The organism is Sorangium aterium, from assembly GCF_028368935.1.
In the GTDB taxonomy this organism is placed as follows: Bacteria; Myxococcota_A; Polyangia; order Polyangiales; family Polyangiaceae; genus Sorangium; species Sorangium atrum.
In genome coordinates this window covers 1229086-1251431 of sequence record NZ_JAQNDK010000004.1, presented here as the reverse complement: position 1 = coordinate 1251431, position 22346 = coordinate 1229086, and the positions used below count along the sequence as shown (strand labels likewise).

At 72.7% G+C, this 22346-nt stretch carries 19 protein-coding genes; 5 read left to right on the top strand and 14 right to left on the bottom strand.

The features are described from left to right. The first annotated feature begins 61 nt into the window (after positions 1-61). The 5 genes from POL72_RS36135 (at position 62) to POL72_RS36115 (ending at position 5053) form a co-directional block, all read left to right on the top strand. Positions 62-1060 carry a hypothetical protein gene (locus POL72_RS36135; RefSeq protein WP_272101360.1) on the top strand — a complete coding sequence of 333 codons (999 nt, stop codon included), beginning with the start codon at positions 62-64 and terminating at the stop codon, positions 1058-1060. Between the two features lie 126 nt (positions 1061-1186). Next, positions 1187-2611, top strand: coding sequence for a S1C family serine protease (locus tag POL72_RS36130; protein ID WP_272101359.1), 1425 nt, complete (start codon positions 1187-1189; stop codon positions 2609-2611). A 126-nt stretch (positions 2612-2737) separates the two neighbouring features. Continuing rightward, positions 2738-2977 carry a DNA gyrase inhibitor YacG gene (locus POL72_RS36125; RefSeq protein ID WP_272101358.1) on the top strand — a complete coding sequence of 80 codons (240 nt, stop codon included), beginning with the start codon at positions 2738-2740 and terminating at the stop codon, positions 2975-2977. Next, the gene (locus tag POL72_RS36120; RefSeq protein ID WP_272101357.1) at positions 2974-3846 is read left to right on the top strand and encodes a hypothetical protein; all 873 of its coding nucleotides are present in this window, start codon (positions 2974-2976) and stop codon (positions 3844-3846) included. The genes POL72_RS36125 and POL72_RS36120 overlap by 4 nt, the downstream gene beginning before the upstream one ends. A gap of 40 nt (positions 3847-3886) precedes the next feature. Further along, entirely contained in the window at positions 3887-5053 is a 1167-nt protein-coding gene (locus tag POL72_RS36115) for a PrsW family intramembrane metalloprotease (RefSeq protein ID WP_272101356.1), read from the top strand. A 141-nt stretch (positions 5054-5194) separates the two neighbouring features. Here the strand turns inward: POL72_RS36115 and dnaJ are convergent, their stop codons facing one another. The 14 genes from dnaJ to mraZ form a co-directional block, all read right to left on the bottom strand. Beyond that, positions 5195-6280 (bottom strand): molecular chaperone DnaJ, encoded by a 1086-nt coding sequence (dnaJ, locus tag POL72_RS36110; RefSeq protein ID WP_272101355.1) that lies wholly within the window; start codon positions 6278-6280, stop codon positions 5195-5197. A gap of 151 nt (positions 6281-6431) precedes the next feature. Further along, on the bottom strand, positions 6432-7700 hold the full coding sequence (gene ftsZ, locus POL72_RS36105) for a cell division protein FtsZ (RefSeq protein WP_272101354.1): 1269 nt from the start codon (positions 7698-7700) through the stop codon (positions 6432-6434). Between the two features lie 245 nt (positions 7701-7945). Then, positions 7946-9256 carry a cell division protein FtsA gene (gene ftsA / locus POL72_RS36100; protein ID WP_272101353.1) on the bottom strand — a complete coding sequence of 437 codons (1311 nt, stop codon included), beginning with the start codon at positions 9254-9256 and terminating at the stop codon, positions 7946-7948. A 141-nt stretch (positions 9257-9397) separates the two neighbouring features. Continuing rightward, positions 9398-10417: a cell division protein FtsQ/DivIB gene (locus POL72_RS36095; RefSeq protein ID WP_272101352.1), complete on the bottom strand. Its 1020-nt coding sequence runs from the start codon at positions 10415-10417 to the stop codon at positions 9398-9400. Then, complete coding sequence (gene murC / locus POL72_RS36090) at positions 10414-11823, bottom strand: UDP-N-acetylmuramate--L-alanine ligase (protein ID WP_272101351.1); 1410 nt, start codon at positions 11821-11823, stop codon at positions 10414-10416. The genes POL72_RS36095 and murC overlap by 4 nt, the downstream gene beginning before the upstream one ends. Further along, positions 11823-13034 (bottom strand): undecaprenyldiphospho-muramoylpentapeptide beta-N-acetylglucosaminyltransferase, encoded by a 1212-nt coding sequence (gene murG, locus POL72_RS36085; protein ID WP_272101350.1) that lies wholly within the window; start codon positions 13032-13034, stop codon positions 11823-11825. The genes murC and murG overlap by 1 nt, the downstream gene beginning before the upstream one ends. Beyond that, a complete protein-coding gene (ftsW, locus tag POL72_RS36080) occupies positions 13028-14350 on the bottom strand; it encodes a putative lipid II flippase FtsW (protein ID WP_272101803.1) in 1323 nt (440 codons plus the stop codon). The genes murG and ftsW overlap by 7 nt, the downstream gene beginning before the upstream one ends. Next, a complete protein-coding gene (gene murD / locus POL72_RS36075) occupies positions 14350-15720 on the bottom strand; it encodes a UDP-N-acetylmuramoyl-L-alanine--D-glutamate ligase (protein WP_272101349.1) in 1371 nt (456 codons plus the stop codon). The genes ftsW and murD overlap by 1 nt, the downstream gene beginning before the upstream one ends. A gap of 4 nt (positions 15721-15724) precedes the next feature. Then, positions 15725-16855, bottom strand: a complete 1131-nt coding sequence (mraY, locus tag POL72_RS36070; protein WP_012234296.1) for a phospho-N-acetylmuramoyl-pentapeptide-transferase — start codon at positions 16853-16855, stop codon at positions 15725-15727. After that, positions 16852-18456 carry a UDP-N-acetylmuramoyl-L-alanyl-D-glutamate--2,6-diaminopimelate ligase gene (locus POL72_RS36065; protein ID WP_272101348.1) on the bottom strand — a complete coding sequence of 535 codons (1605 nt, stop codon included), beginning with the start codon at positions 18454-18456 and terminating at the stop codon, positions 16852-16854. The genes mraY and POL72_RS36065 overlap by 4 nt, the downstream gene beginning before the upstream one ends. Then, a complete protein-coding gene (locus POL72_RS36060) occupies positions 18453-20540 on the bottom strand; it encodes a PASTA domain-containing penicillin-binding protein (protein WP_272101347.1) in 2088 nt (695 codons plus the stop codon). The genes POL72_RS36065 and POL72_RS36060 overlap by 4 nt, the downstream gene beginning before the upstream one ends. Next, positions 20537-20890 (bottom strand): FtsB/FtsL family cell division protein, encoded by a 354-nt coding sequence (locus tag POL72_RS36055; protein ID WP_272101346.1) that lies wholly within the window; start codon positions 20888-20890, stop codon positions 20537-20539. Before POL72_RS36055 ends, POL72_RS36060 begins: the two co-directional genes overlap by 4 nt. Further along, positions 20887-21834 (bottom strand): 16S rRNA (cytosine(1402)-N(4))-methyltransferase RsmH, encoded by a 948-nt coding sequence (gene rsmH / locus POL72_RS36050; protein WP_276597579.1) that lies wholly within the window; start codon positions 21832-21834, stop codon positions 20887-20889. Before rsmH ends, POL72_RS36055 begins: the two co-directional genes overlap by 4 nt. After that, the gene (gene mraZ, locus POL72_RS36045) at positions 21831-22289 is read right to left on the bottom strand and encodes a division/cell wall cluster transcriptional repressor MraZ (RefSeq protein ID WP_012234291.1); all 459 of its coding nucleotides are present in this window, start codon (positions 22287-22289) and stop codon (positions 21831-21833) included. The genes rsmH and mraZ overlap by 4 nt, the downstream gene beginning before the upstream one ends. Between the last annotated feature and the right edge of the window lie 57 nt (positions 22290-22346).

Below are 22346 nucleotides of genomic sequence, written 5' to 3'. Positions count from 1 at the left end.
CTTCAGCGAGGCGCTGGGGCCGCTGCCCGTCCGACGGGGTCGAAGGGCGGGGTGCGAGCCGATGCGCGATCAACGAGCGATGCTGCCGGCGCTCCTCGTTTCGACGCTCGTCCATCTGGGCGCGTGGAGCTCGGCGCGGCTGTCGCCGCAGGTGCCCGCCGGCGATCCCGCCGCGCCAGCGGCAGAGCGCGAGCCGATCGATCTCTGGACCGGGCTCACGGCCGCGCTGCCAGGCAGCGGCGGCGCCGCGCGCCCGAGCGACGCTCGCAGCGGGCGCGACGAGGCCGCCGGGCGCGACGGGCCGACGAGCATGCCAACGGCGCACGCTCCGGCCGATGCCAGCCGGCCCACGGCGCCCGCAGAGCGCCATGCAGAGGCCGGCGGCGAGCCGGCGCCGCCCATGACGGCCGCGCCGCGCGGCCAGGCAGCGCCTCGGCCGACGGCGACGCCCCAGCCCAAGGCGACGCCTCGGCCCGCAGAGCGACGCCGGGAGCCCGCGGCGAGCGGGGAAGCCGGCGCACCGGCGCGCTCCGCCGCCCCGCGGACGAGCGCCGGCGCCGGAGAGGACGGCGAGGGCGACTTCGGGGCGGCCGGCGTCAGCGCTGTACGCAACCTCGGGCGCGCCTTCACGAGGGCCATCCCGCCCGCGTGCCAGGCGGATCCGATCTGGGCGACGCTCCCGCCCGGAAGCGCGGGGAAGGCGCGCTTCGTGATCGACATCGACGACGCGGGGCACATCGCGACGTGGCGTCCGGAGCCGGGAGGGGAAGAGCCCGCGCGACACCTGAGCAACCTGGCGAAGCGGACGATCGCGCTGCTCGGCGCCGGGACCTTCGCCGTGGCCCGGGGCGCCGTGACGGCGGGAAAACAGACGCTGGAGGTGAGCGCCGTCGTCCGCGTCGGCGAAGGCGCAGGAGAGACGGGCGCTCCTGCCGATCTGGCGTGGCGCTTCGAAGGAGGACGCGGCAAGGCGTCGTTCGTCCAGCCCGGCGGTCGCTTGGTGGAGGTCGTCGTCCAGGTGGTGCGCACGGAGGTCGCGCGAGGCGCGCCTCCTGGCTGAGCGGCCGGCGCGCAGCGCGTGCCGCCTCGTCCGGCCCACGGGGCAGCTCGGCCGCGGCGCTGAGCGCTCTCCAGCGGGCGGTCCTTGCGCGCTTGCGGTCCCGCCTCGAGGCTCTACGTCGGGCGCGTGGGACGGCTCCGCGCTGCCACATGGGCGTGTGTCGGGTTCCTCGGGACCGCACCGCTCGCTGCCTGCAACGACCGGGCAGCCGCGCTCTCGCCCCCTCCATCGCCCCGCGGCGCGGTGAGCGCGCCGTGCTCGGTCCTGCGCGCGGAATCGCCGCCCGAGCCGCCGGCGGCCCGCAGCACGATGACCCTGCCTGCGCTGGTCGAGCAGGTGCGGCCGGTGGTGGTGACCATCATCACCCTGCGCGCGCCTTCGTTTCCAGAGGGGCGCGCGAGCCCGGCGCTCCCTTTCGAGGGCCGTGGGCAGCGGGTGGAGCGGGCGATCGGATCCGGGTTCGTGATCGCCGAAGAAGGGCTCGTGCTGACGAGCGATCACGTGATCGGCGACGCGTTCGGCATCGAGGTGCAGCTCTCGGACGAGCGCGCCTTCGAGGCGACCGTGGTCGGTCGGGATCCGACGCTCGACGTGGCGCTGTTGAAGCTGCTCGGAGCAGGGTCGCTGAGGGTCGCCTCCCTCGGATCGAGCGCGCCGGTCCGGCCTGGCGACGGCGTCATCGTGATCGGGAGCCCGTTCGGGCTCGGACCGACGGTGACCCGGGGCATCATCAGCGCGACGTCGAGGCCCATGGGCACGGGGAGCCTCGACGGCTTCCTCCAGACCGACGCCGCCATCAACCCGGGAAACAGCGGCGGGCCGCTCTTCGACGCGACGGGGCAGGTGATCGGCATCGCGACGGCGATCCACGCCGATGGCCGCGGCATCAGCTTCGCCCTGCCGATCGACGAGGTCCTCGAGATCCTGCCCGAGCTGCGGGAGACGGGCCGCGTGGACCGGGGGCGCATCGGGATCAGCTTCCAGGAGGTGACCTCGCAGCTCGCGCGGGTGCTCCGGCTGCCAGGGCGGATGGGCGCGCTGATCACGGAGGTCGAGCCGGAGGGCCCCGGATCGCGGCTGGGCTTCAGGCCGGGCGACGTGATCACCTCGGTCGAGGGGCGCCGCGTCGAGCACGCGCGCGAGCTCGCGCGCATCCTCCGGCGAGCCAAGCCGGGAGACGAGGTGGAGCTCATCTACAAGCGCGACGGCGCGGATCGGCGCGCGACGATGAAGCTCGATCCGTCGGCCCGCCACGAGCCGTCGCCGAGCTGGCGCGCGCCGGACGAGCGCGCGCCGAGGGACGCCGAACAGCCGCCGTTCGGCGTGCTGGCGAGCGACGCGCTGGAAGGAGCGCGCATCGAGTCGATCGCGCCTCGGAGCCCCGCGGCTGGCCGCCTCGAGGTGGGCGACGTGGTGCTCGACCTGAACGGCGCGCCGGTGCGGGGCGGCGCCGACCTGACCGCGCGCCTGGGCGCGGCGGCACACCAGGATCTCCTGGTGCGGGTACGGCGCCACGGCGCGCCCCGCTACCTCGCGGTCCCGGCGCGCTGAGCGGGCGTCACGGCTGCGAGCTCGATCGAGCGCGCTGAGCGCGGGCGACACACCCACCGAGCGCGGGCCAGCTGCTCACCGAGCGCGGGCTACATGCCCGCAATGGACGCTGCTACGTTACGCCGGATGGGAGCTTTGGCAGGCGCGAGGTGCCCGATTTGCCGCAAGTCGGCGGGGCTCAGGCCCGAGAACCCGGTCTTTCCGTTCTGCTCGCCTCAGTGCAAGCTGGTGGACCTCGGCCGCTGGCTCGACGGTGGCTACCGGGTGCCTGGCCCGCCCGTCTCATCGACAGGAGATGCCGAGACCCTGGAATCGAAGGGACGAACCGACGGACTCGACGGGAACATCCAGGAAGAGGACGAATGATCGCTCGTCGCGCGCTTTGCTTGCTCACCGTTCTCACGTCGGCGTCCATGACCTCCGCGGCCCTGGCACAGCAGGGGCAGCCGCTCCCGGGGACCTCGACGAGCGTCGGCGCTGCCTCGCCCACCGGCGCCGCGGCCGCGCAGCCGAACCCGTACGATCCATCGATGCAGGCCGGAGGCCTGGCGCCGCCCCCTCCGATGACCACGCCCGAGCCAGAGCCCACCGCCCCCGATGGCACGGAGCACCGCCTCGACGAGGCCAAGGAGCGGGACTCGGGGCGCGGCCTCGAGATCGTCTGGCTGAACGTCGAGGGGGGCTACGAGAACGTCGGTCTCCAGACGTTCAACATCGACGAGGACGACTTCACGGCCGGGTTCGTTTCGAGCGCGGCGAACGGGGGCGTCGTCGGCGCCGGGGTCGGCGTCCGGCTCCTGTACTTCACGCTGGGCGCCCGCGGACGGGTCGGGTTCTTCAGCGACTGGCAGCTCTTCACCCTCGGCGGCGAGCTCGGCATGCACCTGCCGCTCGGCAGGCTCGACCCGCACGTCGATCTGGGCTTCGGCTACGCCGGCCTCGGCAGCGTCAAGAGCGCGGTGAGCGGCGCGGCCGACGCCATCGCGATCCGCGGCTTCTACGGAAGGGTCTCCGGCGGGCTCGACCTCTACCTGTCGCCGGTCTTTTCGATCGGCGCGAACGCGAGCTGGGAGCTCCTGGCGCTGACCAGGCCGGGGCTCTCCTCGGCCGCGATCGATCGGATCAAGGGCGGAGCCGCCGCGCCTCAGCAAGCCAAGGCCGATCTGCTCGCGGCCGACGGCTCCAGCGTGGGCTCGGCGCTCGCCCTGACCGCGGTCGCCGGGCTCCACTTCTAGCCGCAGCGAAGCCAGCTCCGCCGCCCCGCCCCTCGCGCCCATGAACGCCGCCGCCGCGCTCCTCTGGCTCGCCACCGTCGCCGCGCCGCTCGGAGGGCTGGCCGCGCTCCTCGTCTGGTCGCAGCGCCTCTATGGCAGGCGCCGGTTCGCGGTGGGGACCGCGTTGCTCGGCGCGCTCGCGTTCGTACCGGCGCTGCTCATCGAGACCTTCCTCCAGCGCTGGCAAGGCCTCGACAAGTCCGCCAGCACGCTCGACGCCGTCACGCTCGTCTACATCTTCGTGGTCACGGCGCCGCTGGAGCAGGGGCTCAAGGTGGCGGCGGTCGCGCCGTTCGCGCGGCTGCGCGCGGTGGAGGAGCCGTTCGATGGGCTCGTCTACGCGGCCGCCGCGGCGCTCGGGTTCGTGTCGGCCCGCAACGCCGTGTACCTGTGGGGCCGGCCGCTGGACCCGCTCGACATCGCGCGGGCCCTCCTCGCCGTGCCGGCGCACCTCTTCTTCGCCTCGCTCTGGGGCTACGCGTTGGGCCGCGAGCGCACGCGGCCGCTGGGCGGCCGTCGCTTCAACGCCATGTGGCTCGGCGCGATGCTGCTCAACGGCGCCTACGATTACATCGTCTTTGCGTGCGCCCCGGTCGCGCTCTTCATCGCGGCGCCGGTGCTCCTCGGCACCGGCCTCGTGACCTTCCTCGCCGCCCGCGACCTGCTCCGCCGAAGCGCGTCGCCGCACAGCTCGCAGCGCAGGGAGCGCCGCTTCCTTCCGCGCATCGCTCCGCCGTCGCTCGGAACGTTGCGCGAGGCGCTCAGGCGCACCGAACGACCGGTGACGCTCACGTGGATCGCCTTCGGCGCGCTCGTCACGGTCGGGGTGATGACGACCGCGCTCGCGCTCGCGGTCGCGCTCGGTCACCGCTTCGGCGTCGACTTCGCGGCGGTGGACCGGGGCGACGCCTCGACCGCCGCGGCGGCGCCGCTGCTCTTGCTCGTCGCAGGGGCGATCGCAGCCTTCCCCGTGGCTGGCTACCTCGTCGCCCGGGCCTCGTCGACGGGCAGCGTCCTGGAGCCGGCCGCCTCGGCGGCGCTCGCCATCCTCGGTTCTCTGGTGCTGCTCGGCCTCGCGGCGCCCGTCGCCGTCGTGTTCGCGGCCGCGCTCGCCCCCATCGCCTTCAGCCTCGCGTGCGCGGGCGCCTGGATCGGCACGACGCGCTGAACGCGGCGCAGGCTCACGCCTAGCGCCGGAAATCCTGCCGGCTCGCCGGTCGTCGGCGCCGCGCCCGCGCGTCCCCGCCTTCGTCTCCGCGCAGCGCCGCCGCACGCCGCAGCGCTGGCCGCAGCTCGTCGACCAGCAGCGCTACGCGGTCGCCGCCTTCGCCGCTGGCTGCTGCTTGGCTACCTCGTCCTGGAACCTGCGGAGCAGCTCCTGCGCCGCGGGCGACAGGTTCCGCGGCACCTCGACCTGGATGATCACCTGGAGCGCTCCGCGGCCGCGGCCGTCGATCCGGGGCGCGCCCTTGCCCTTGACCGAGATCACCTCGCCGGGCTGCACGCCCGCCGGGACCTCGACGTCGACCGCCGTGTCGTCCGGCAGGTCGATCTTGACCATGCTGCCGAGCGCCGCGTCGGCGAAGGAGATGGGCGCGCGCGTGATGAGGTCGAGCCCGTCGCGCTCGAAGCGCTCGTCCGCGGCGAGATCGACGTCGACGTACAGATCGCCGGGCGGCGCGCCCTGGGCGCCCGGCATGCCCTGCCCCGGCACCCTGAGCCGCTGGCCGCCGTCGATGCCGGCCGGGAAATTGACGACGACCTTCCGCGTCTTCTCGACCGCGCCGAACCCCTTGCAGGTAGCGCAAGGCGTCTTGATGACAGACCCCTCGCCCGAGCATTCAGGGCACGTCTGGGTGAACATCACGAACCCGCGCGAGGTCGAGACCTGCCCGGCGCCGCCGCACGTACCGCACGGCTTCCGCTTGGTCCCCGGCTTCGCCCCCGAGCCGGAGCAGTCGTCGCACGCCACAGGCGTCCGCAGGACGACCTCCCGCTTGCAGCCGAGCAACGCGTCCCGCAGCGAGAGCCGCTGCTGAACCCGGATGTCCTGGCCGCGCGCGGGCCCGCGCCGCCGGCGTTGCCCGCCGCCGAAGCCGCCGAAGAACTCCGAGAAGATGTCCTGGAAGTGAGAGAAGATGTCGCCGTCGGCCGCGCCGCCGATCCCTTCGAGACCGGCGTGCCCGAACTGGTCGTACCGCCTGCGCTTCTCCTCATCGGAGAGGACCTGGTACGCCTCCGTGGCCTCTTTGAAGCGGGCCTCCGCCGACGCATCGCCGGGGTTCCGGTCCGGATGGTTCTTCAACGCAGCCTGACGATAGGCCTTGCGAATGTCGTCAGGCGTCGCGTCACGCGCGAGGCCAAGAACTTCGTAGAAGTCGCGCTTTTCACTCATGAATCGTGGACCGCCGCGTCGATCCTGCCCGACAGCGGGCACAGGCGCCGGCTGACCATAAGTCGTCGTGCGCGCCTGTCAACGCGTAATACAGCGTGAACGCCCGCGGTGGCTGCGCACCGGGAGTTCTTCCGTGCGGGCTGCGGCGCTGCTACTGGCCCCGGCGCTGGAACGCGGGCGTGTCCCAGTCGGAGTCGAGCGGAGGGACGAAGCTCGCGCGGTCGCGCGGGCCGCCGCCCGCCGCCTGGACCTGCGGCGCGGGCCGGCGGGTGGTCGGGTACGCGACCTCTTCGTGCCGGTGCGGCTGGCGCTGCGTCATGGGCATGGGAGGAGCGCTCGGGGCGGAGCGGCCCGACATCGGCCCGGCCGCCGCGGCCAGCGACGCTCCGATGGAGTGCGCGGTGGCGCGCGGCTGCGCGGCGCTCGCGAGCTGCTGCGGGACCTCGGCGACGAGGTGATCGAAGCCGGTCGCGATGACCGTGACCTTGATCATCTCGCCCATGTTCTCGTCGATCGTCGCGCCGAAGATGATGTTCGCGTCCTCGTGCGCCTGCTCCTGCACGAGCGTCGCGGCCTCCTCGATCTCGCGCATCCGCATGTCGGGGCCGCCGACGATGTTGATGAGCACGCCGGTCGCGCCCTCGACCGAGATGTCGTCGAGCAGCGGCGAGCTGACGGCCATCTCGGCGGCGAGGCGAGCGCGGCCCTGCCCCTTCGCGCAGCCGGTGCCCATGAGCGCGCGGCCCATGTTCGACATCACCGTCTTCACGTCCGCGAAGTCGACGTTCACGATCCCGTTCTGCGTGATGAGATCGCTGATGCCCTTGATCGCCTGATAGAGCACCTCGTCCGCCTTGCGGAACGCCTCGACGAACGAGAGGTCCTCGTCGCCCAGCGAGAGGAGCTTCTGGTTCGGGATCGTGATGAGCGTGTCGACGTGCTCCGCGAGCATCGCGAGGCCGAGCTCGGCGCGGCGCGAGCGCTGCTTGCCCTCGAAGAAGAACGGCTTCGTCACGACGCCGACGGTGAGGCAGCCCTCCTCGCGCGCGAGCTGCGCGATGACCGGCGCGGCGCCCGTGCCCGTGCCGCCGCCCATGCCCGCGGTGACGAACACCATGTCCGCGCCCTGGATGCACTCCTTGACGCGCGTCACGTCCTCGAGCGCCGCCTTGCGGCCCTTCTCGGGATCGGCGCCCGCGCCGAGACCACGCGTGACGCTCGCCCCGATGTGGAGCTTGGTCGGAGCGAGGCTCGCGCCGAGCGCCTGGGCGTCGGTGTTGACGACGATGAACTCCACGCCCTCGAGGCCGAAGTTGATCATCGTGTTGACTGCATTGCCGCCAGAACCGCCACAACCGATGACCTTGATCCGGGCGTCGTACCCGGTGTGCTCGTCGGCAAACTCGATGGAGAAACTCATGAACTCCTCCCGGGGAAGTACAGCTAGCCGCTCGGCCCGGCGCCGACCCCTGCGGAGGTCGAGCGGCGCGGAACCCTCAGTGCGCGAGGACGTCCTCGCTCCGGACGGCATTCGGAGGGGCGCCTCTTCCCCTTCGAACACCGCGCTTCAAACCCTCTTGACTTCGCGTTCAAGAGGGATCGCCCGTGCGCTATCGGACCCTCTCAAACCCAATTCTCTAACAACTTTCTCTTGCCACGTCATGCCTAGAATGCTGCTCGAAGCCAGTTCCAGAACCTCCCGCTCGACCTCTTTTCAATCGTCATTTCTTCGACGACATCTCGGCGCAGCTCGCGCTCGCGGAGCTTCTCGCGACGGATCTCCGCGCGCCCGGCGTGGCCGGCGTCGAGCGTCACCGGCGTGAGCGCGCGCGCCTGCGCGAGTGCGTTGGCGCCGTACTGAACGAGGCCCACGCCGGTCGCGTACTGCGGGCCGGCCACGAGCTGCGTGATGCCTCGCACGCCGACCGGCACGCCGAGGCGCACGGGCATCCCGAGGATCTCCTCGGCGAACTCCGTCATCCCTTCCATGAGGACGCCGCCGCCGGTGACCACCGCGCCGGCCGAGAGCTGCTCGAGCATCCCCGTGTCCTCGATCCGCTTGCGGATGACCGCGAAGATCTCCTCGACGCGCGGCTCGATGATGTCCGACAGGACGCGGCGCGCCGCCTTGCGCGGCATGTGCCCGCCGACGCCGGGGACCTCGATCTCCTCCTCGTCGCCCACCATTCGGCCCAGGGCGCAGCCGGCGTTGCGCTTCAGCCGCTCCGCCTCGCCCATCGGCGTGCGCAGCCCGGCGGCGATGTCGGCCGTCACGTTGTTGCCGCCCGCCGGGATGACGCTGGCGTGCGCGATTCCGCCGTCCACGTAGAGGAGCAGGTCGGTCGTACCGCCGCCGATGTCGATGATGGCGACGCCGATCTCCTTCTCGTCCTCGGAGAGGACCGCCTCGGCGCTCGCGAGCGGCTCCAGCACCACGTCGGCCACGGTGAGGCCGCAGCGCTCCGCGCAGCGGACGACGTTCTGCACGCACGAGGTCGCGGCGGTGATCAGGTTCACCTTCACCCCGAGCCGGACGCCGCTCATCCCGACCGGGTCGCGGATGCCGTCCTGGTTGTCGACCGTGAACTCGCGCGGCAGGACGTGCAGGATCTGACGATCGGCGTCGACCGGGATGGCCCGCGCGCCCTCGAGGACGCGCTCGACGTCCTGCCGCGTGACCTCGCCGCCGGAGACCGCGGCGACGCCGTCGGACTGCTGGCAGCGGATGTGGCTGCCCGCGACGCCGGCATACACGGTGCGGATCTCGACGCCCGCCATCGTCTGGGCGGCCTCGATCGCCTCGGCGATCGAGCGCACCGTCCAGTCGATGTTGCTCACCACGCCCTTCCGCAGGCCGCGGCACGGGACGTTCCCCACCCCGAGGATGGTGATCCCATCAGCGTCGATCTCGCCAACGACCGCCGAGACCTTGGTCGTCCCGATGTCGAGTCCGACGACGATCTCAGTAGTCTCCATCCGGCTCTTCATTGCGTGCACCACCTCATGCGGGGACGATCCCCATGCGCGTGTAAGGCGGGCACGACGCTGCCATGAGCCAGCAGCACCGGCCAAGTTTTGCTCGGCGATCGCCGGCGCGGAGAGCGGGCACGACGGCGCTCATCTCATCCTCACCACGACGCGCTCGGGGTGCGCGTCGTTGTCGAGGAAGATCACCGACGCGCTCGCCTTTCGCTGGGCGAGCTCGGTGAGCACCCGCGACGCCTGGGCGACCTTGTCCCGGTAGGGCGGCTGCCCGAGGTGGAGCGAGATCGCCTCCTTTCCGATGGTGACGACGATCGACCCGTCCCGCTCGACGTGGAGCTCCTGGGTCGGATAGCGGCGCGCGACGCCGGCGCGCTCCAGGTCCTCGACCACGTCGAGCAGGCTCCGGACCGCGATGACGACGCCGGGGCGATCCCGCGCCACCTGTTCGCCGGTGATCCCCGTGACGATGGGGAGGTCGACAGGGTCGTCCTCGGCGAGCTCCTTGAAGAGCTCGCCGTCGCGCGTCGCGAGGTAGAGATCGCCGCCGATCGCGACCATGGCCTGCGCCTCCCGCTCGACGACGTCGACGTGGATCGTCGAGGGGAGCCTGCGCGTGACCGTCGCCTTCTCGATCCAGGGGTCGGCGGCGATCGAGGCGCCGGCGAGCTCGAGATCGAGCGTGAAGATGTTCTTGCCCACCTCGATGCCGCCGGAGCTGGCCACCTGCTCAGCGGTCCGGCGCTGGACGCCGTCGACGAGCACCGTGCGCACGGCGAAGCGAGGGCTCGACACGATGTAGCGGCGCGCGCCCCACGCGACGGCGGTCGAGGCGACGAGCACGACGGCGGCGCCCGCGAGCAGCTGCAGCGCGCGGAGGTGGCGCGCGATCGGGCGCCGAGGGCGCGCCGCCGGGGGCGCGCCGTCCTTCGCCGGCAGGCGCGGCGGGCGCACCGAGACGCTCGTCGCGGGCGGGGCCGGCGACTCGTGAGACGACGGGGTCGACGCGCGCACGCGCTCGTTCTTCGGCGGCACCGCCGCGACGGGCTCGGGCTTCGAGCCGCGCGCGGAGGCCGCCCGGACCGGCGGCGCCGCGGGCACCGAGGGCAGCGAGCGGCGGCGGTTCGGCGGGGGCGCGCTGGGACGCTCGGTCATGAGCTGCCCTCCTGCGGCGGCGACTTCGCCTCGAGCCGCGCCTTGAGCCCTCGCACGCACGCGTTCACGTCGCCCGCGCCGAGCGCGATGACCACGTCGCCGGGCCGGACGATCTTCTCGAGGGCCTCCGGGAGGTCGGCCTTGTCGGCGATGAAGCGCGCGTCATGGTGGCCGTGCTCCCGGATCGACTGGACGAGGCGGTCCGCGGTGACGCCGGGGATCGGCGGCTCGCCCGCGGCGTAGATGTCCGTGACGAGCAGGACGTCGGCCTGGTTGAAGGCGCGCGTGAACTCGTCGAAGAGATCGCGCGTGCGGGTGTGCCGGTGCGGCTGGAAGGCCACGACGACGCGGTGATCCTCGCCGGGGAACGCCCGGCGGGCCGCGTCGATGGTGGCGCGGATCTCGGCCGGGTGGTGGCCGTAGTCGTCGATCATCGTGACGCCGCCGATCGATCCGACGACCGTGAAGCGGCGAGCGACGCCGCCGAACGTGGCCAGCGCCTGCTTGGTGACGTCGAGCGGCACCTCGAGCTCGTCCGCGACCGCGATGGTGGCGAGGCAGTTGAGGACGTTGTGCGCGCCCGGCATCTTCACCGTGAAGCCGCCGAGCGGCTCCCCCCGGCGGTACGCGTTGAAGCTCGTCTCGAGGCCGCGGAACTGGATGCCGCGCGCCGAGTAGTCCGACTGCGGCGAGACGCCGTACGTAACGTGGCGGCGCGGGATGCGCGGGAGCAGATCCTGGACGTGCGGGTGGTCGAGGCAGAGCACGGCGAGCCCGTAGAAGGGGACGCGCGCGGCGAACTCGACGAAGGCGTCCTTGATGCGCTCGTGCGTGCCGTAGTGATCGAGGTGCTCGGGGTCGATGTTGGTGACCACCGCGATCGTCGGGGTGAGCCGCAGGAACGATCCGTCGCTCTCGTCGGCCTCGGCGACGAGCAGGTCACCGGCGCCGAGCCGCGCGTTCGTGCCGAGCGCCGCCATCTTTCCGCCGACGACGACGGTGGGATCGAGGCCGGCGGCGCGCAGGACGGTGGCGACCAGGGAGGTCGTCGTGGTCTTGCCGTGCGAGCCCGCGATCGCGACGCCGTACTTCACGCGCATCAGCTCGGCGAGCATCTCCGCGCGCCCGATCACCGGGGTGCCGAGCGCGCGCGCCTCGGTGAGCTCGGGGTTCTCGGGGCGGATGGCGCTCGAGTACACGACGACATCGACGCCGCGGACGTTCTCGGCGCGGTGGCCGATGTCGATCCGGACGCCGAGCGACGTGAGCCGCCGCGTCGTCGAGCTCTCCTTGAGATCCGAGCCGGAGACCTCGAACTCGAGCGAGCGCAGGATCTCGGCGAGGCCGCTCATCCCGACGCCCCCGATGCCGACGAAATGGACGTGGCGAACGCGACCGCGGAACATCAGCCTGCCTCCTCCCAACCGAGGCCAGCGCCGAGCGGCGCGGCCTGGTTCGTCACGACGCCGCGCTGCGCCTCGTCGACGCGCTCGCCGCGAGCGCCGAGGGCGGGGAAGCGCAGCGCGCGGTGGCGCGGAGCCCGCGCGAGCTCGAGCAGATCGGCGGCGACGCGCGCCGCGGCGTCCGGCGTGCCGAAGGCCGCCGCGGCGTCCGCCATGCGGGCGCGGAGCGCCGGGGCGGCCGCGAGCCGGGCGATCTCGTCGGCGAGGCGCGCCTCGGTGGCGTCGCCCTGGGCGATCGGGACCGCGGCGGAGGCCCGCTCGAGGGATTGCGCGTTCCTCAGCTGGTGATTGTCGGCCGCGAACGGGTAGGGAATCAGGATTGAAGGGCGCCCGACGGCGCAGAGCTCGGCGAGCGTCGACGCGCCCGCGCGGGCGATCACGACGTCGGCCGCGGCGAGCGCCTCCGCCACGTCGTCGATGAACGGGACGACATGCGCGCGCCCTGCGAGGCCGAGCTCGGCGTAGAGCGACCGGACCGCGGCCTCGCGATCCCTGCCCGTCTGGTGCACCACCTCGATCTCGACGCCGCGCTCGCGGCCTCGCGCGATCGCGCGAGGGACGACGTCGTTCAGCGCCAGCGCGCCCTGGCTGCCGCCGAGCACCAGCAGGCGGAGCGCGCCTCCGCGCGGCGCGTACGGGGCGCGGGCGAAGGCGCGCCGGAGGGGGACGCCGAAGAGGCGCACGGTGCTGGGGCGCAGCGCGCGCGCCGTCTCCGGGAAGGCGACGTACGCGCGGTCGACGATGGGCGAGAGCAGCCGGTTCGAGAGCCCGAGGACGCTGTTCGGCTCCAGGATCGCGACCGGCACGCCGAGCGAGCGGGCCGCGAGGGAGACCGGTCCGCCGGCGTACCCGCCGAGCGAGAGCGCCACGCGGGCGTCGAGCCGCTCGACGAGCCGCCTCGCCTCCGGGAGGACGCTGCCCGCGCGGGCAGCGCCGCGCACGAAGCCGGAGAGGCCGCCCCCGCGGAGCGGCAGGACGTGGAGCAGCTCGAGGCTGTCGCCGCGCTCGCCCATCACGCGCACCTCGATGCCGCGCGCGGTGCCGACGTAGACGACGCGCGCGTCGGGCGCCGCGGCGCGGACGGCGTCGCCCACGGCGATCATCGGGAAGACGTGGCCGCCGGTGCCGCCTCCAGCGATGAGCACGGTCACCATGTGCCGCCCTCCTCGGCCGACGCGGCGACCACGGCCGACGCGCTCGGCGCGTGCGGGATCGGCGCAGCGCCCGCCTCGCCGCTCTTCTCGGGCGCCACGACGGTCCGCGACCGGCTGATGCTGAGCAGGATGCCTGCGGCCACGGCGTTCACGAGCAACGAGGAGCCGCCATAGCTGAGGAACGGCAGCGTGAGCCCCTTCGTGGGGAGGATCGCCATCGCGACGGCGAGGTTCGTCATCGCCTGCACCCCGAAGAGCGTCGCGATGCCGAACGCCATGAAGCTGCCGTAGTCGTCGGCCGCCTCGAGGGCGATCTTCACGCCCCGCGAGACGATGACGAGGTAGGCCGCGCACAGGCCGACGATGCCGACGAAGCCGAGCTCTTCGCCGACGATCGCGGACACGAAATCGGTGTGCGCCTCCGGCAGGTAGAGCACCTGCAGCCCTCGCCCGAGGCCGAGGCCGAAGAGCCCGCCCGAGCCGAAGCTCATGACCGACTGGAACGGCTGGTAGGCGAGGTCCGCGCGGTTGTTGTCCATGTCGATCCACGCGAGGTAGCGCGCGTAGCGGTAGCCGCTGAAGCGAACGAGCGCGGCGCCGGCGAGCGCCAGCAGCATGGAGAACGCGGCGATGTACGGGACGCGCGCGCCCGCCACGAACAGCAGCGTGAAGGTCAGGAAGAGCAGCACGACCGCGCTGCCGAAGTCGGGCTGCTTGAGGCAGAGGAGCATCAAGAGCCCGACGACGAGGAGGTGCGGGAGGAAGCCGACGGAGAACGACTTGATGCGCTCGGCCTTCTTCGACAGCGAGTAGGCGAGCCAGAGCACGATGCCCAGCTTGGCCACCTCGGCCGGCTGCACGTGGACCGGGCCGAGCGAGATCCAGCGGTAGGCGTTGCCGGCCTTGTGGCCGAGCCCCGCCACGCAGGCGACGAGCATCGCCGTGACGGTGATGAGCACCGGGTACGTGAGGACCTTGAGCCGGCGGTGATCGATGCGGCTCGTGATCCACATCGCGGCGACCGAGAGGACCGCGTAGACCGCCTGACGCTTGAGGAAGAACTGGGCGTCCTTGTAGCGCACCGTCGCCTCGACGGCGCTCGCGCTGTAGACCATCACCACGCCGAAGCCGATGAGGGCCGTGACGACCGCCGCGAGCAGGGCGTCGACCGGCCCCGACGGGCTCGATCGCACCTTCCAGAAGGCCTCGGCGGCCGCCGCGATCCCGCCCGGCGCCGCCTTGTCCTGGTCCGGGGGACCGACGTGCCGGTTCTTGGGTGCATCGCCGCGCGCGCCGAACGCCCCGCTCCACGACATCACGACGCCACCTCCCCGGCGGCCCCGCCGGCAGCTCCCTGGAGCTCGCGGACCGCGCGGACGAAGGCGTCGCCGCGGTCCTTGTAGTCGCGGAACATATCGAAGCTGGAGCACGCGGGGCTGAGCAGCACTGCGTCGCCCGGCCGCGCCAGGGAGCGCGCCGCGAGGACCGCCTCCTCCATCGAGCCCGCCCGCGCGATCGGCAGGGCGCCGGCGGCCGCAGCGGCGATGCGGTCCGCGGCCTCGCCGAGGACGACGAGGGCGCGCCCCCGCTCGCGCAGCGCCGAGACGAGCGGGGCGTAGTCGCCGAGCTTGTCGCGCCCGCCCGCGATCAGGACGGCCTTCGCCTCGCGCAGGCCAGAGAGCGCGGCGACGGAGGCGCCGACGTTGGTCCCCTTCGAGTCATCGTAATAGCGGACCCCGTCGACGTCCGCGACGAGCGCGGTCCGGTGCGCGAGCCCCTCGAAGCTCGAGAGCGCGTCGCCGATCGCCGCCGCGGGGGCGCCGAGCGCGGCGGCGAGCGCGACGGAGGCGCAGGCGTTCGCGAGGTTGTGCGCGCCCGTGAGCCGCACGCGATCCAGCGGGTAGCTCGCGCCGGCGACGCGATCGACGATCGCGTCACCCGCGGCGCTCACGTCCGCGCGGGCGTCGCGCGCGCTGAACGTCACGACGCGAGCGCGCCCGCGCGCCGCCTGGCGGGCGACGAGCTCGTCGCCGAGGGGGACGACCGCGACGTCGTCGGGCGTCATGCGCTCGAACGGGTTGCCCTTCGCGTCGGCGTACGCCGCGAAGCTCGGGTAGCGGTCGAGGTGATCGTCCGTGATGTTCAGCAGCGCGTGGGCGCGGGCGTGCAGCGTCGGGACGCGCTCCGCCTGGAAGCTCGAGATCTCGAGGACGAGGACGTCCCACGCCTGGTCGACGACCTCGGCGAGGGGAGTCCCAAAATTGCCGCCGACGAACGTGCGCAGGCCGGCCCGCTCGAGCATCGCGCCCGTGAGCGCCGTCGTCGTGCTCTTGCCGTTGGTCCCGCCGACGAGCACGATGGGCGCCGAAACGAAGCGCGACGCGAGCTCGATCTCGCCGATGACCTCGCGCCCGGAGCGAGCGACGGCGTCGAGCGCCGAGAACGACGGCACGCCCGGCGAGACGACCACGAGGTCGGCGCCGTCGAACAGCGCCGGGTCGTGCCCTCCCGGCGCGAGGGCGACGCCCTCGCCCTCGAGGGCCACGGCCGCGGCGGAGAGCCGCTCGCGCGGCGCGCCGTCGTTCGCGATCACGCGCGCGCCACCCGCGTTCAGGAGGCGCGCGGCCGCGACGCCGCTCCGGCCGAGCCCCACGACGATCACTGTTCGCCCGCGGACGTCCATCATGCCCTCACCGCAGCTTCATCGACGCCAGGGAGACCAGCGCCAGGAGGATGGAGATGATCCAGAAGCGGACGATGATCTTGGGCTCCGCCCACCCCTTCTTCTCGTAGTGGTGGTGGATCGGCGCCATCAAGAAGACGCGCTTGCCTGTGAGCTTGAACGAGAGGACCTGCGTGATGACGCTGACCGTCTCGATGAAGAAGATCCCCCCGAGGATGATCGACAGGAGCTCGTTCTTGGTGAAGACGGCGAGCATCCCGAGCCCGCCTCCGAGGGCGAGCGACCCGACGTCCCCCATGAAGACCTGGGCGGGGTACGTGTTGTACCAAAGGAAGCCGATCCCCGCGCCGATGACCGAGCCGCAGTACACCGACAGCTCGCCGGCCGACGCGATCGCCGGGATGTCGAGGTAGGTCGCGAGCGAGAAGCTCGCGATGGAGGCGCCGACGATGTACGCGAGGATGAGGTAGGTCCCCGCGTTGATGATCACCGGGCCGATCGCGAGGCCGTCGAGGCCGTCGGTGAGGTTCACCGCGTTCGACGTGGCGACCACGACGAAGACGGCGAACGGGATGTACACGTAGAGCGGCAGCTCGATCGGGTACTTCGAGAAGGCGACGAACGGGATCGCGAGCCGCGTCCTGATCTCCGCCCAGTCCGGCGGGAGCTTGGACGCGAGCAGGAACGTGTAGGCCACGGCCGCGCCGCCGATGAGCACCTGGCCGATGAGCTTGTAGCGCCCGGGCAGGCCGCCGCTGTTCCGCCGCTTGATCTTGAGGAAGTCGTCCAGGTAGCCGATGACGCCGTAGCCCGCGGTGACGGCCGTCGTCGCGAGGACGAAGGGGTTCCTGAGGTCGGCCCACAGGACGGTGGGGAGCAGCAGGGAGAGCAGGATGAGCGCGCCGCCCATCGTCGGCGTGCCCGCCTTGATCTTGTGCGTCTCCGGCCCCTCGGCGCGGACCACCTGCCCGATCTGCTTGCGCCGGAGCTCGCGGATGAACCACGGCGCGAGCACGAACGTCAGCACCATGGCGGTGATCGTCGCCATGATCGTGCGGAACGGGATGTAGCGGAGGACGTTGAGCCAGCTCAGCCAGCCGTAGTGGAACTTGAGCGGGTAGAAGAGCTCGTAGATCACCCCGCACCTCCGTGCGGCAGCTGGTCGCCGAGGGCCCGCGCGCGGCGCGCCGCGAGCGCGCGCCGCGCCTCGTCGCGATCGTCGAACGGCAGCGTGGCGCCGCCGATGATCTGGTACGGCTCGTGGCCCTTGCCGGCGATGAGGACCACGTCCCCCGGCTCGGCGTCGAGCACCGCGCGCTCGATCGCGCGCGCTCGATCGAGCTCGACGACGACGCGCGCGCGCCCCGCGGCGAGCCCCGGCAGGATGGCGTCGGCGATCGCGCGCGGGTCCTCGCTCCGCGGGTTGTCGTTGGTGACGACGGCGACGTCGGCGGCGCGGCCGACCGCCTCGCCCATCTGCGGCCGCTTCAGCGGATCGCGATCGCCGCCGCACCCGAAGACGCAGAGGGTGCGCCCGCCGCCGAGGGCGCGGACGCTCGCGAGCACGCGGGCCAGCGCGTCCGGCGTGTGCGCGTAGTCGACGAGCACGATCACATCGTCGGAGCCCGGGGTGTCGCAGCGCTCCAGGCGACCCGCGACCTGGATCGGAGACGAGAGCGCCGCGGCGGCGTCACCGACGTCGAACCCGAGCAGGTAGGCCACGGCGAGGGCGGCGAGCAGGTTCGACGCGTTGTGCGCGCCGAGCAGGTGGGAGCGGATGGTGACCTCGCCGGCGGGCGTGCGGGCGCGGATGAACGTGCCGCTCGCGCTGTGCGCGAGCTCGACGGGCGCGATCTCCGCCGCGTCCGGGCGCGCGCCCACCTCCGCCGAGTAGCGCGCGAGCGTCGCCGCGGTCGGGCGCGAGAGCCCGCCCGGGGCGAGCATCTCGACGAGCTGCCGCCCGAAGGGATCGTCGACGTTGATGACAGCGGCGCCGGGGCCGAGATCCACGAACAGGCGCGCCTTGGCCGCCGCGTACGCCTCCATCGTGCCGTGGTAGTCGAGGTGATCCTGCGTGAGGTTCGTGAAGACGGCGATCCGGAACCGGACCGCGTCGACGCGCTTCGCCGCGAGCGCGATCGAGGACACCTCCATCACGAGGTGCGTCGCGCCGCGGGCGACCATCGCGGCGGCGACGCGGGCGAGCTCGTCCGCTTCGGGGCTCGTGTGCGAGGCGTGGACATCGAGATCGCCGAAGCGGTAGCCGAGCGTCCCGACGATCCCGGCCTGGCCACCGCACCGATCGATGCAGGCCTGGACGAGGTGGGCCGTCGTCGTCTTGCCGTTCGTGCCGGTGATGCCGACGACCTCGAGCGTGAAGGTCGGGTGTCCGTAGACCACGGCGGCGGCCTGCGCGAGCGCGAGCGGCACGTCGGGGACCTCGACGCGCGCGGCGCCGAGCGTGTCGGCCGCGCTCCCGCGGGCGAGGATCACGGCGCGCGCGCCGCGCGCCACGGCCTCGGGGATGAAGCGCTCGCCGTGAGCGCGCGCGCCCGCGCGCGCGACGAAGATGTCCCCCTGCCCCACCTTGCGCGAGTCGAGGTGCACGCCCGTCACGACCATGTCCGCGGCGCCCGCCGGAGAGAGCGCGGCGCCCGGGATCTCGCGCAGCACGTCGCCGAGGCGGAGCGCGAGCTCGACCTCGGCCAGGCTGGCTTCCTTGTGATCGCGCTCCGTCATGTGGGGGGCTCGAAGATGAGCTTCAGGGGCGATCCCTTCGGCAGCACGGTCCCGGCCGGAGGCTCCTGGCGCGCGAGCCGGCCCGTGCCCTCGACGCTCGGATCGAGCCCGAGCGCCGCGGCGCTCTTCACGGCCTCGCGCTGCGGTAGCCCCGTCAGATCCGGCACGCGCAGCTCCCCCGCCTTGAGCGGCGCGGACGGCGTGACCACCCCCGTCGAGATCGGCGCGGCCGCGGCGCGCGCCTCGCTCAGCACCTGGTAGGTGCTCGCCGCGAGGTCCTCCCCCGACTGCTCGCTGATCTCCGACAGCTTCATCGGCACGCTCCCGCGCGGGGTAACGCCCAGGTAGCGCAGCGCCATCTCACCGACCCGACGGAAGACGGGCGCCGCGACCGAGCCGCCGGCGTACGTGCCGCCCATCGGCTCATCGAGCACCACCGCGATGGTGAGCCGAGGCCGCTCGGCCGGGACGAACCCGACGAACGACGCCACGTAGTGGGTGTCGGTGTACTTGCCCGTCGCGGGATCGATCTTCTGCGCGGTGGCCGTCTTCCCCGCGACGCGGAACCCAGGGATCGCGGCCTCGACGCCGGTCCCGTCCCCCTCCGTCACCGCGACGAGCATCTCCGACATCATCCGCGCGATCGGCGCAGGCACCGCGTCGCGGCGCACGCGCGGCGACGCCTCCGACAGCGTGACGCCGGTGCCGTCGGTGACCCGCTTGATCAGGATCGGCTCGAGCAGCCGCCCGTGGTTGGCGACCGACGCCATGGCCATCGCGAGCTGGAGCGTGGTCACGCTGATCCCCTGCCCGAACGCGGCCGCCGCCGTCTCGACCTGGACCCAGGGGCGGCCGCGCGGCCGCAGCACGCCCACGGACTCGCCCGGCAGCGGCACGCCCGTCAGGTCTCCGAAGCCGAACCGACGGAAGCCCTCGTAGAGCCGCTGCTCGCCGAGCCCGAGCGCGATCTTCGCCGTGCCGATGTTGGACGACTGGGCGAGGATCTGCGGCAACGTCAGCCACTTGTGCACGTGCGTGTCGTGGATCACGACGTTGTCGATCGCCATGTTCCCCTCCTCGCAGTAGATGGTCGCGCTGGGGGAGACGCTCTTCGCTGCGATCGCGCTCGCGATGGCGAACACCTTCATCGTGGAGCCGGGCTCGAAGCGATCGACGACGCAGCGGTTGCGCCGGGACCCCGGATCGCTCTGCGAGTAGTCGTTCGGGTTGAAGCCCGGAGCGCTCGCCATGGCGAGGATCTCGCCGCTCTCCGGATCGACGACCACGATCGACCCGCCGAGCGCCTCGTAGGTCTTCATCGCCGCCTCGAGCTCGCGCTCCGCGGTGAACTGGATACCCTTGTCGATCGTCAGGTGGACGTTGTGCCCGGCGAGCGCCTGCTCGTCCTCGATCCCCTCCGAGAAGATGAGCCGGCCCGAGCGATCGCGGAGCCCGCGCACCTCCGACGCGTTGCCGCGGAGCTCGTGCTCCAGGCTGAGCTCGATCCCCTCCTTGCCCTCGCCGTCGGTGGCGACGAAGCCGAGCAGCGGGCCGGCGAGCTCGCGGTTCGGGTAGAAGCGGCGCCCCTCGCCCTCGATCACGAGCCCGCGCACCGGGTAGCGCTGCGTCCTGTCCCCGAGCGCGCGGACGTTCTCGACCTCCTGCTCGGAGATGCGGCGCTTGAGCCACGCGAAGCGGCGCCGCCGGCTGAGCTTCTCCACGACCTCCTCGAGCGGCAGCGAGAGCGCCTGCGCGACGCGCTCGGCGTACTGCTGGATCCGCATCGGGACGTACTTCTCCTCGATGCCGCGGAGCATCTCGACCGCGTCCACGGAGACGCTGGGCACCTCGACGCTCTCCGCGAGCGGCGCGCCGTTCCTGTCGTAGATGGTGCCGCGCTTCGGCGTGATGTGGAGCCGCCGCTGGCGCTGCCGCTCGGCGAGGTCGTACCACGCGTCCCCGTCCTCGACCTCGATGCGGTAGGCGCCGGACACGACGCCTCCCAGGCCGAGCGCCATGAGGCCGCAGAGCAGCCCCATGCGGATGCGGATCCACCGCGCGCGCCGGGGATCGAGGTTCTTCACGGCTGCCCTCCGCTCGGCGGCGCGCTGCCGGACTCGTCGCCGTCGGGCTCGCGCTCGCCGGGCGGCGCCGAGTAGCCCCGCACCGGGATCACGCGCTCGGGCGGGGGCGGCGTCATGCCGAGCAGCGAGCGGGCGACCATCTCCACGCGCTGCGGCGTCTCGTAGCTGGCCGCCTCGAGCGAGAGCACCCGCTTGACCTCGCGCAGCCGCGCCTGCTCTGCGCGCGCTCGCCCGAGCTTGTAGCCCAGGTCGACCGTGCGCCCTCGCAGCGCGAGGTGCACGATGAACGCCGCCACCGTCGCGGCCACCGCGAGCGTCCACAAGATCAGGAACGGACGCTGCTGCGTCACGCGAGCGCCTCCGCCCCGCCCACGCGCCTCGCGGCGCGGAGCTTCGCGCTGCGGGCCCTCGGGTTGCCTTCGACCTCGTCGTCGCCCGCGGTCACCGGCTTCTTCGTCAGCGGCTCCCAGATCTCCGGCTCACGCAGCGCGCGCTTGACGATGCGGTCCTCCAGCGAGTGGAACGAGATCACGGCGAGCACGCCGCCCGGCGCGATGAACCTGGGCGCCGCCTCGAGCAGCGCCTCGAGCTGATCGAGCTCACCGTTCACCGCGATGCGCAGGGCCTGGAACGTGCGCGTCGCCGGATCGACGCCGCCGATGCGCGCCGGCCCGACGGCGCGCACGACCGCGCGCCGCAGGTCGAGCGTCGTCGCGAGCTCGCCGCTGTCGGCCGCCTGCTTGATGCAACGCGCGACCCTCCGGCTGCGGCGCTCCTCGCCGTAGCGGTAGATGAGGTCCGCGAGCTCCTCGTCGCTGAGCCGCTCGATGAGCTCGAGCGCCGTCTCGCCGCGGCTCGGGTCCATCCGCATGTCGAGCGGCCCCTCCGCGCGGAAGCTCATGCCGCGGGCCGGGTCGTCGAGCTGCATGGAGCTCACGCCGATGTCGGCCACGAGGCCGTCCACCTGCGGGACGCCGAGGGCCGCGAGGTGCCGCTCGATCTCGGAGAACTCGCCGTGAACGTAGGTCACCCGCTCCCCCGCGCGGGCGAGCCGCGCGCGCGCGATGGCGAGGGCGCGCTCGTCGCGATCGATCCCGATGACCCTTGCGCCGGGCGTCTCGAGGATCGTCGCTGTGTGGCCGCCGGCGCCGAGGGTGGCGTCGACGTAGACGCCCTCGCTGACCGGCGAGAGCGCGGCGAGCACCTCGCGGCCGAGGACGGAGACGTGCTGCTCGCCGCGCGGGCGCGGCGGCGGAGGAGGCAGGTGCATGGGGACTACATTGACGACGTTCATAGGCGGAACTGCTCCGCGATTGCGTTCTTGAAGCTCTGAAGCTCGACCTCGCTCATCTGCTGAGCGGCCTTCCACCGTTCCTGCGACCAGAGCTCGATCGTCTGGCCCATGCCCGCCCACAGCACGTCCTTCGTGAGGTCCGCGTGCTCGCGGAGGGACGGCGGGATGAGGATCCGGCCCTGCTTGTCAAGGTCACACTCGACGGCCGCGGACAGGTAACGGCGCCGGAATGCGACAACGTTCGAATCAAATTGCGGAAGTGCTGCAATTTTCGCCTCCAGCTCTTCCCATGCCTTCATCGGGTACGCGTGCAGGCAGGGGTCGAAGAGGGCCGGGGTGATGACCATCCGCAGGTCGTTCGCGGCCGCGAGCACATCGCGAAAGCGCGAAGGGAGGCTCGTGCGCCCCTTCGCGTCGATCGCGTGCTCGAAGTGACCGCGAAACATCGTGCTCATCGACCCCAGCTCCGGCTGGTCCGTCCCGCCGAGGGGTTGGCGACGCGTTGCTCCACC

Excerpts from the sequence above, each read along its gene's own strand:
- POL72_RS36135 (WP_272101360.1), top strand. The coding sequence starts at position 62 with ATGCGCGATCAACGAGCGATGCTGCCGGCGCTCCTCGTTTCGACGCTC.
- POL72_RS36125 (WP_272101358.1), top strand. The coding sequence starts at position 2,738 with ATGGGAGCTTTGGCAGGCGCGAGGTGCCCGATTTGCCGCAAGTCGGCG.
- POL72_RS36120 (WP_272101357.1), top strand. The coding sequence starts at position 2,974 with ATGATCGCTCGTCGCGCGCTTTGCTTGCTCACCGTTCTCACGTCGGCG.
- POL72_RS36115 (WP_272101356.1), top strand. The coding sequence starts at position 3,887 with ATGAACGCCGCCGCCGCGCTCCTCTGGCTCGCCACCGTCGCCGCGCCG.
- dnaJ (WP_272101355.1), bottom strand. The coding sequence starts at position 6,280 with ATGAGTGAAAAGCGCGACTTCTACGAAGTTCTTGGCCTCGCGCGTGAC.
- ftsZ (WP_272101354.1), bottom strand. The coding sequence starts at position 7,700 with ATGAGTTTCTCCATCGAGTTTGCCGACGAGCACACCGGGTACGACGCC.
- ftsA (WP_272101353.1), bottom strand. The coding sequence starts at position 9,256 with ATGGAGACTACTGAGATCGTCGTCGGACTCGACATCGGGACGACCAAG.
- POL72_RS36095 (WP_272101352.1), bottom strand. The coding sequence starts at position 10,417 with ATGACCGAGCGTCCCAGCGCGCCCCCGCCGAACCGCCGCCGCTCGCTG.
- murC (WP_272101351.1), bottom strand. The coding sequence starts at position 11,823 with ATGTTCCGCGGTCGCGTTCGCCACGTCCATTTCGTCGGCATCGGGGGC.
- murG (WP_272101350.1), bottom strand. The coding sequence starts at position 13,034 with ATGGTGACCGTGCTCATCGCTGGAGGCGGCACCGGCGGCCACGTCTTC.
- ftsW (WP_272101803.1), bottom strand. The coding sequence starts at position 14,350 with ATGTCGTGGAGCGGGGCGTTCGGCGCGCGCGGCGATGCACCCAAGAAC.
- murD (WP_272101349.1), bottom strand. The coding sequence starts at position 15,720 with ATGATGGACGTCCGCGGGCGAACAGTGATCGTCGTGGGGCTCGGCCGG.
- POL72_RS36065 (WP_272101348.1), bottom strand. The coding sequence starts at position 18,456 with ATGACGGAGCGCGATCACAAGGAAGCCAGCCTGGCCGAGGTCGAGCTC.
- rsmH (WP_276597579.1), bottom strand. The coding sequence starts at position 21,834 with ATGAACGTCGTCAATGTAGTCCCCATGCACCTGCCTCCTCCGCCGCCG.
- mraZ (WP_012234291.1), bottom strand. The coding sequence starts at position 22,289 with ATGAGCACGATGTTTCGCGGTCACTTCGAGCACGCGATCGACGCGAAG.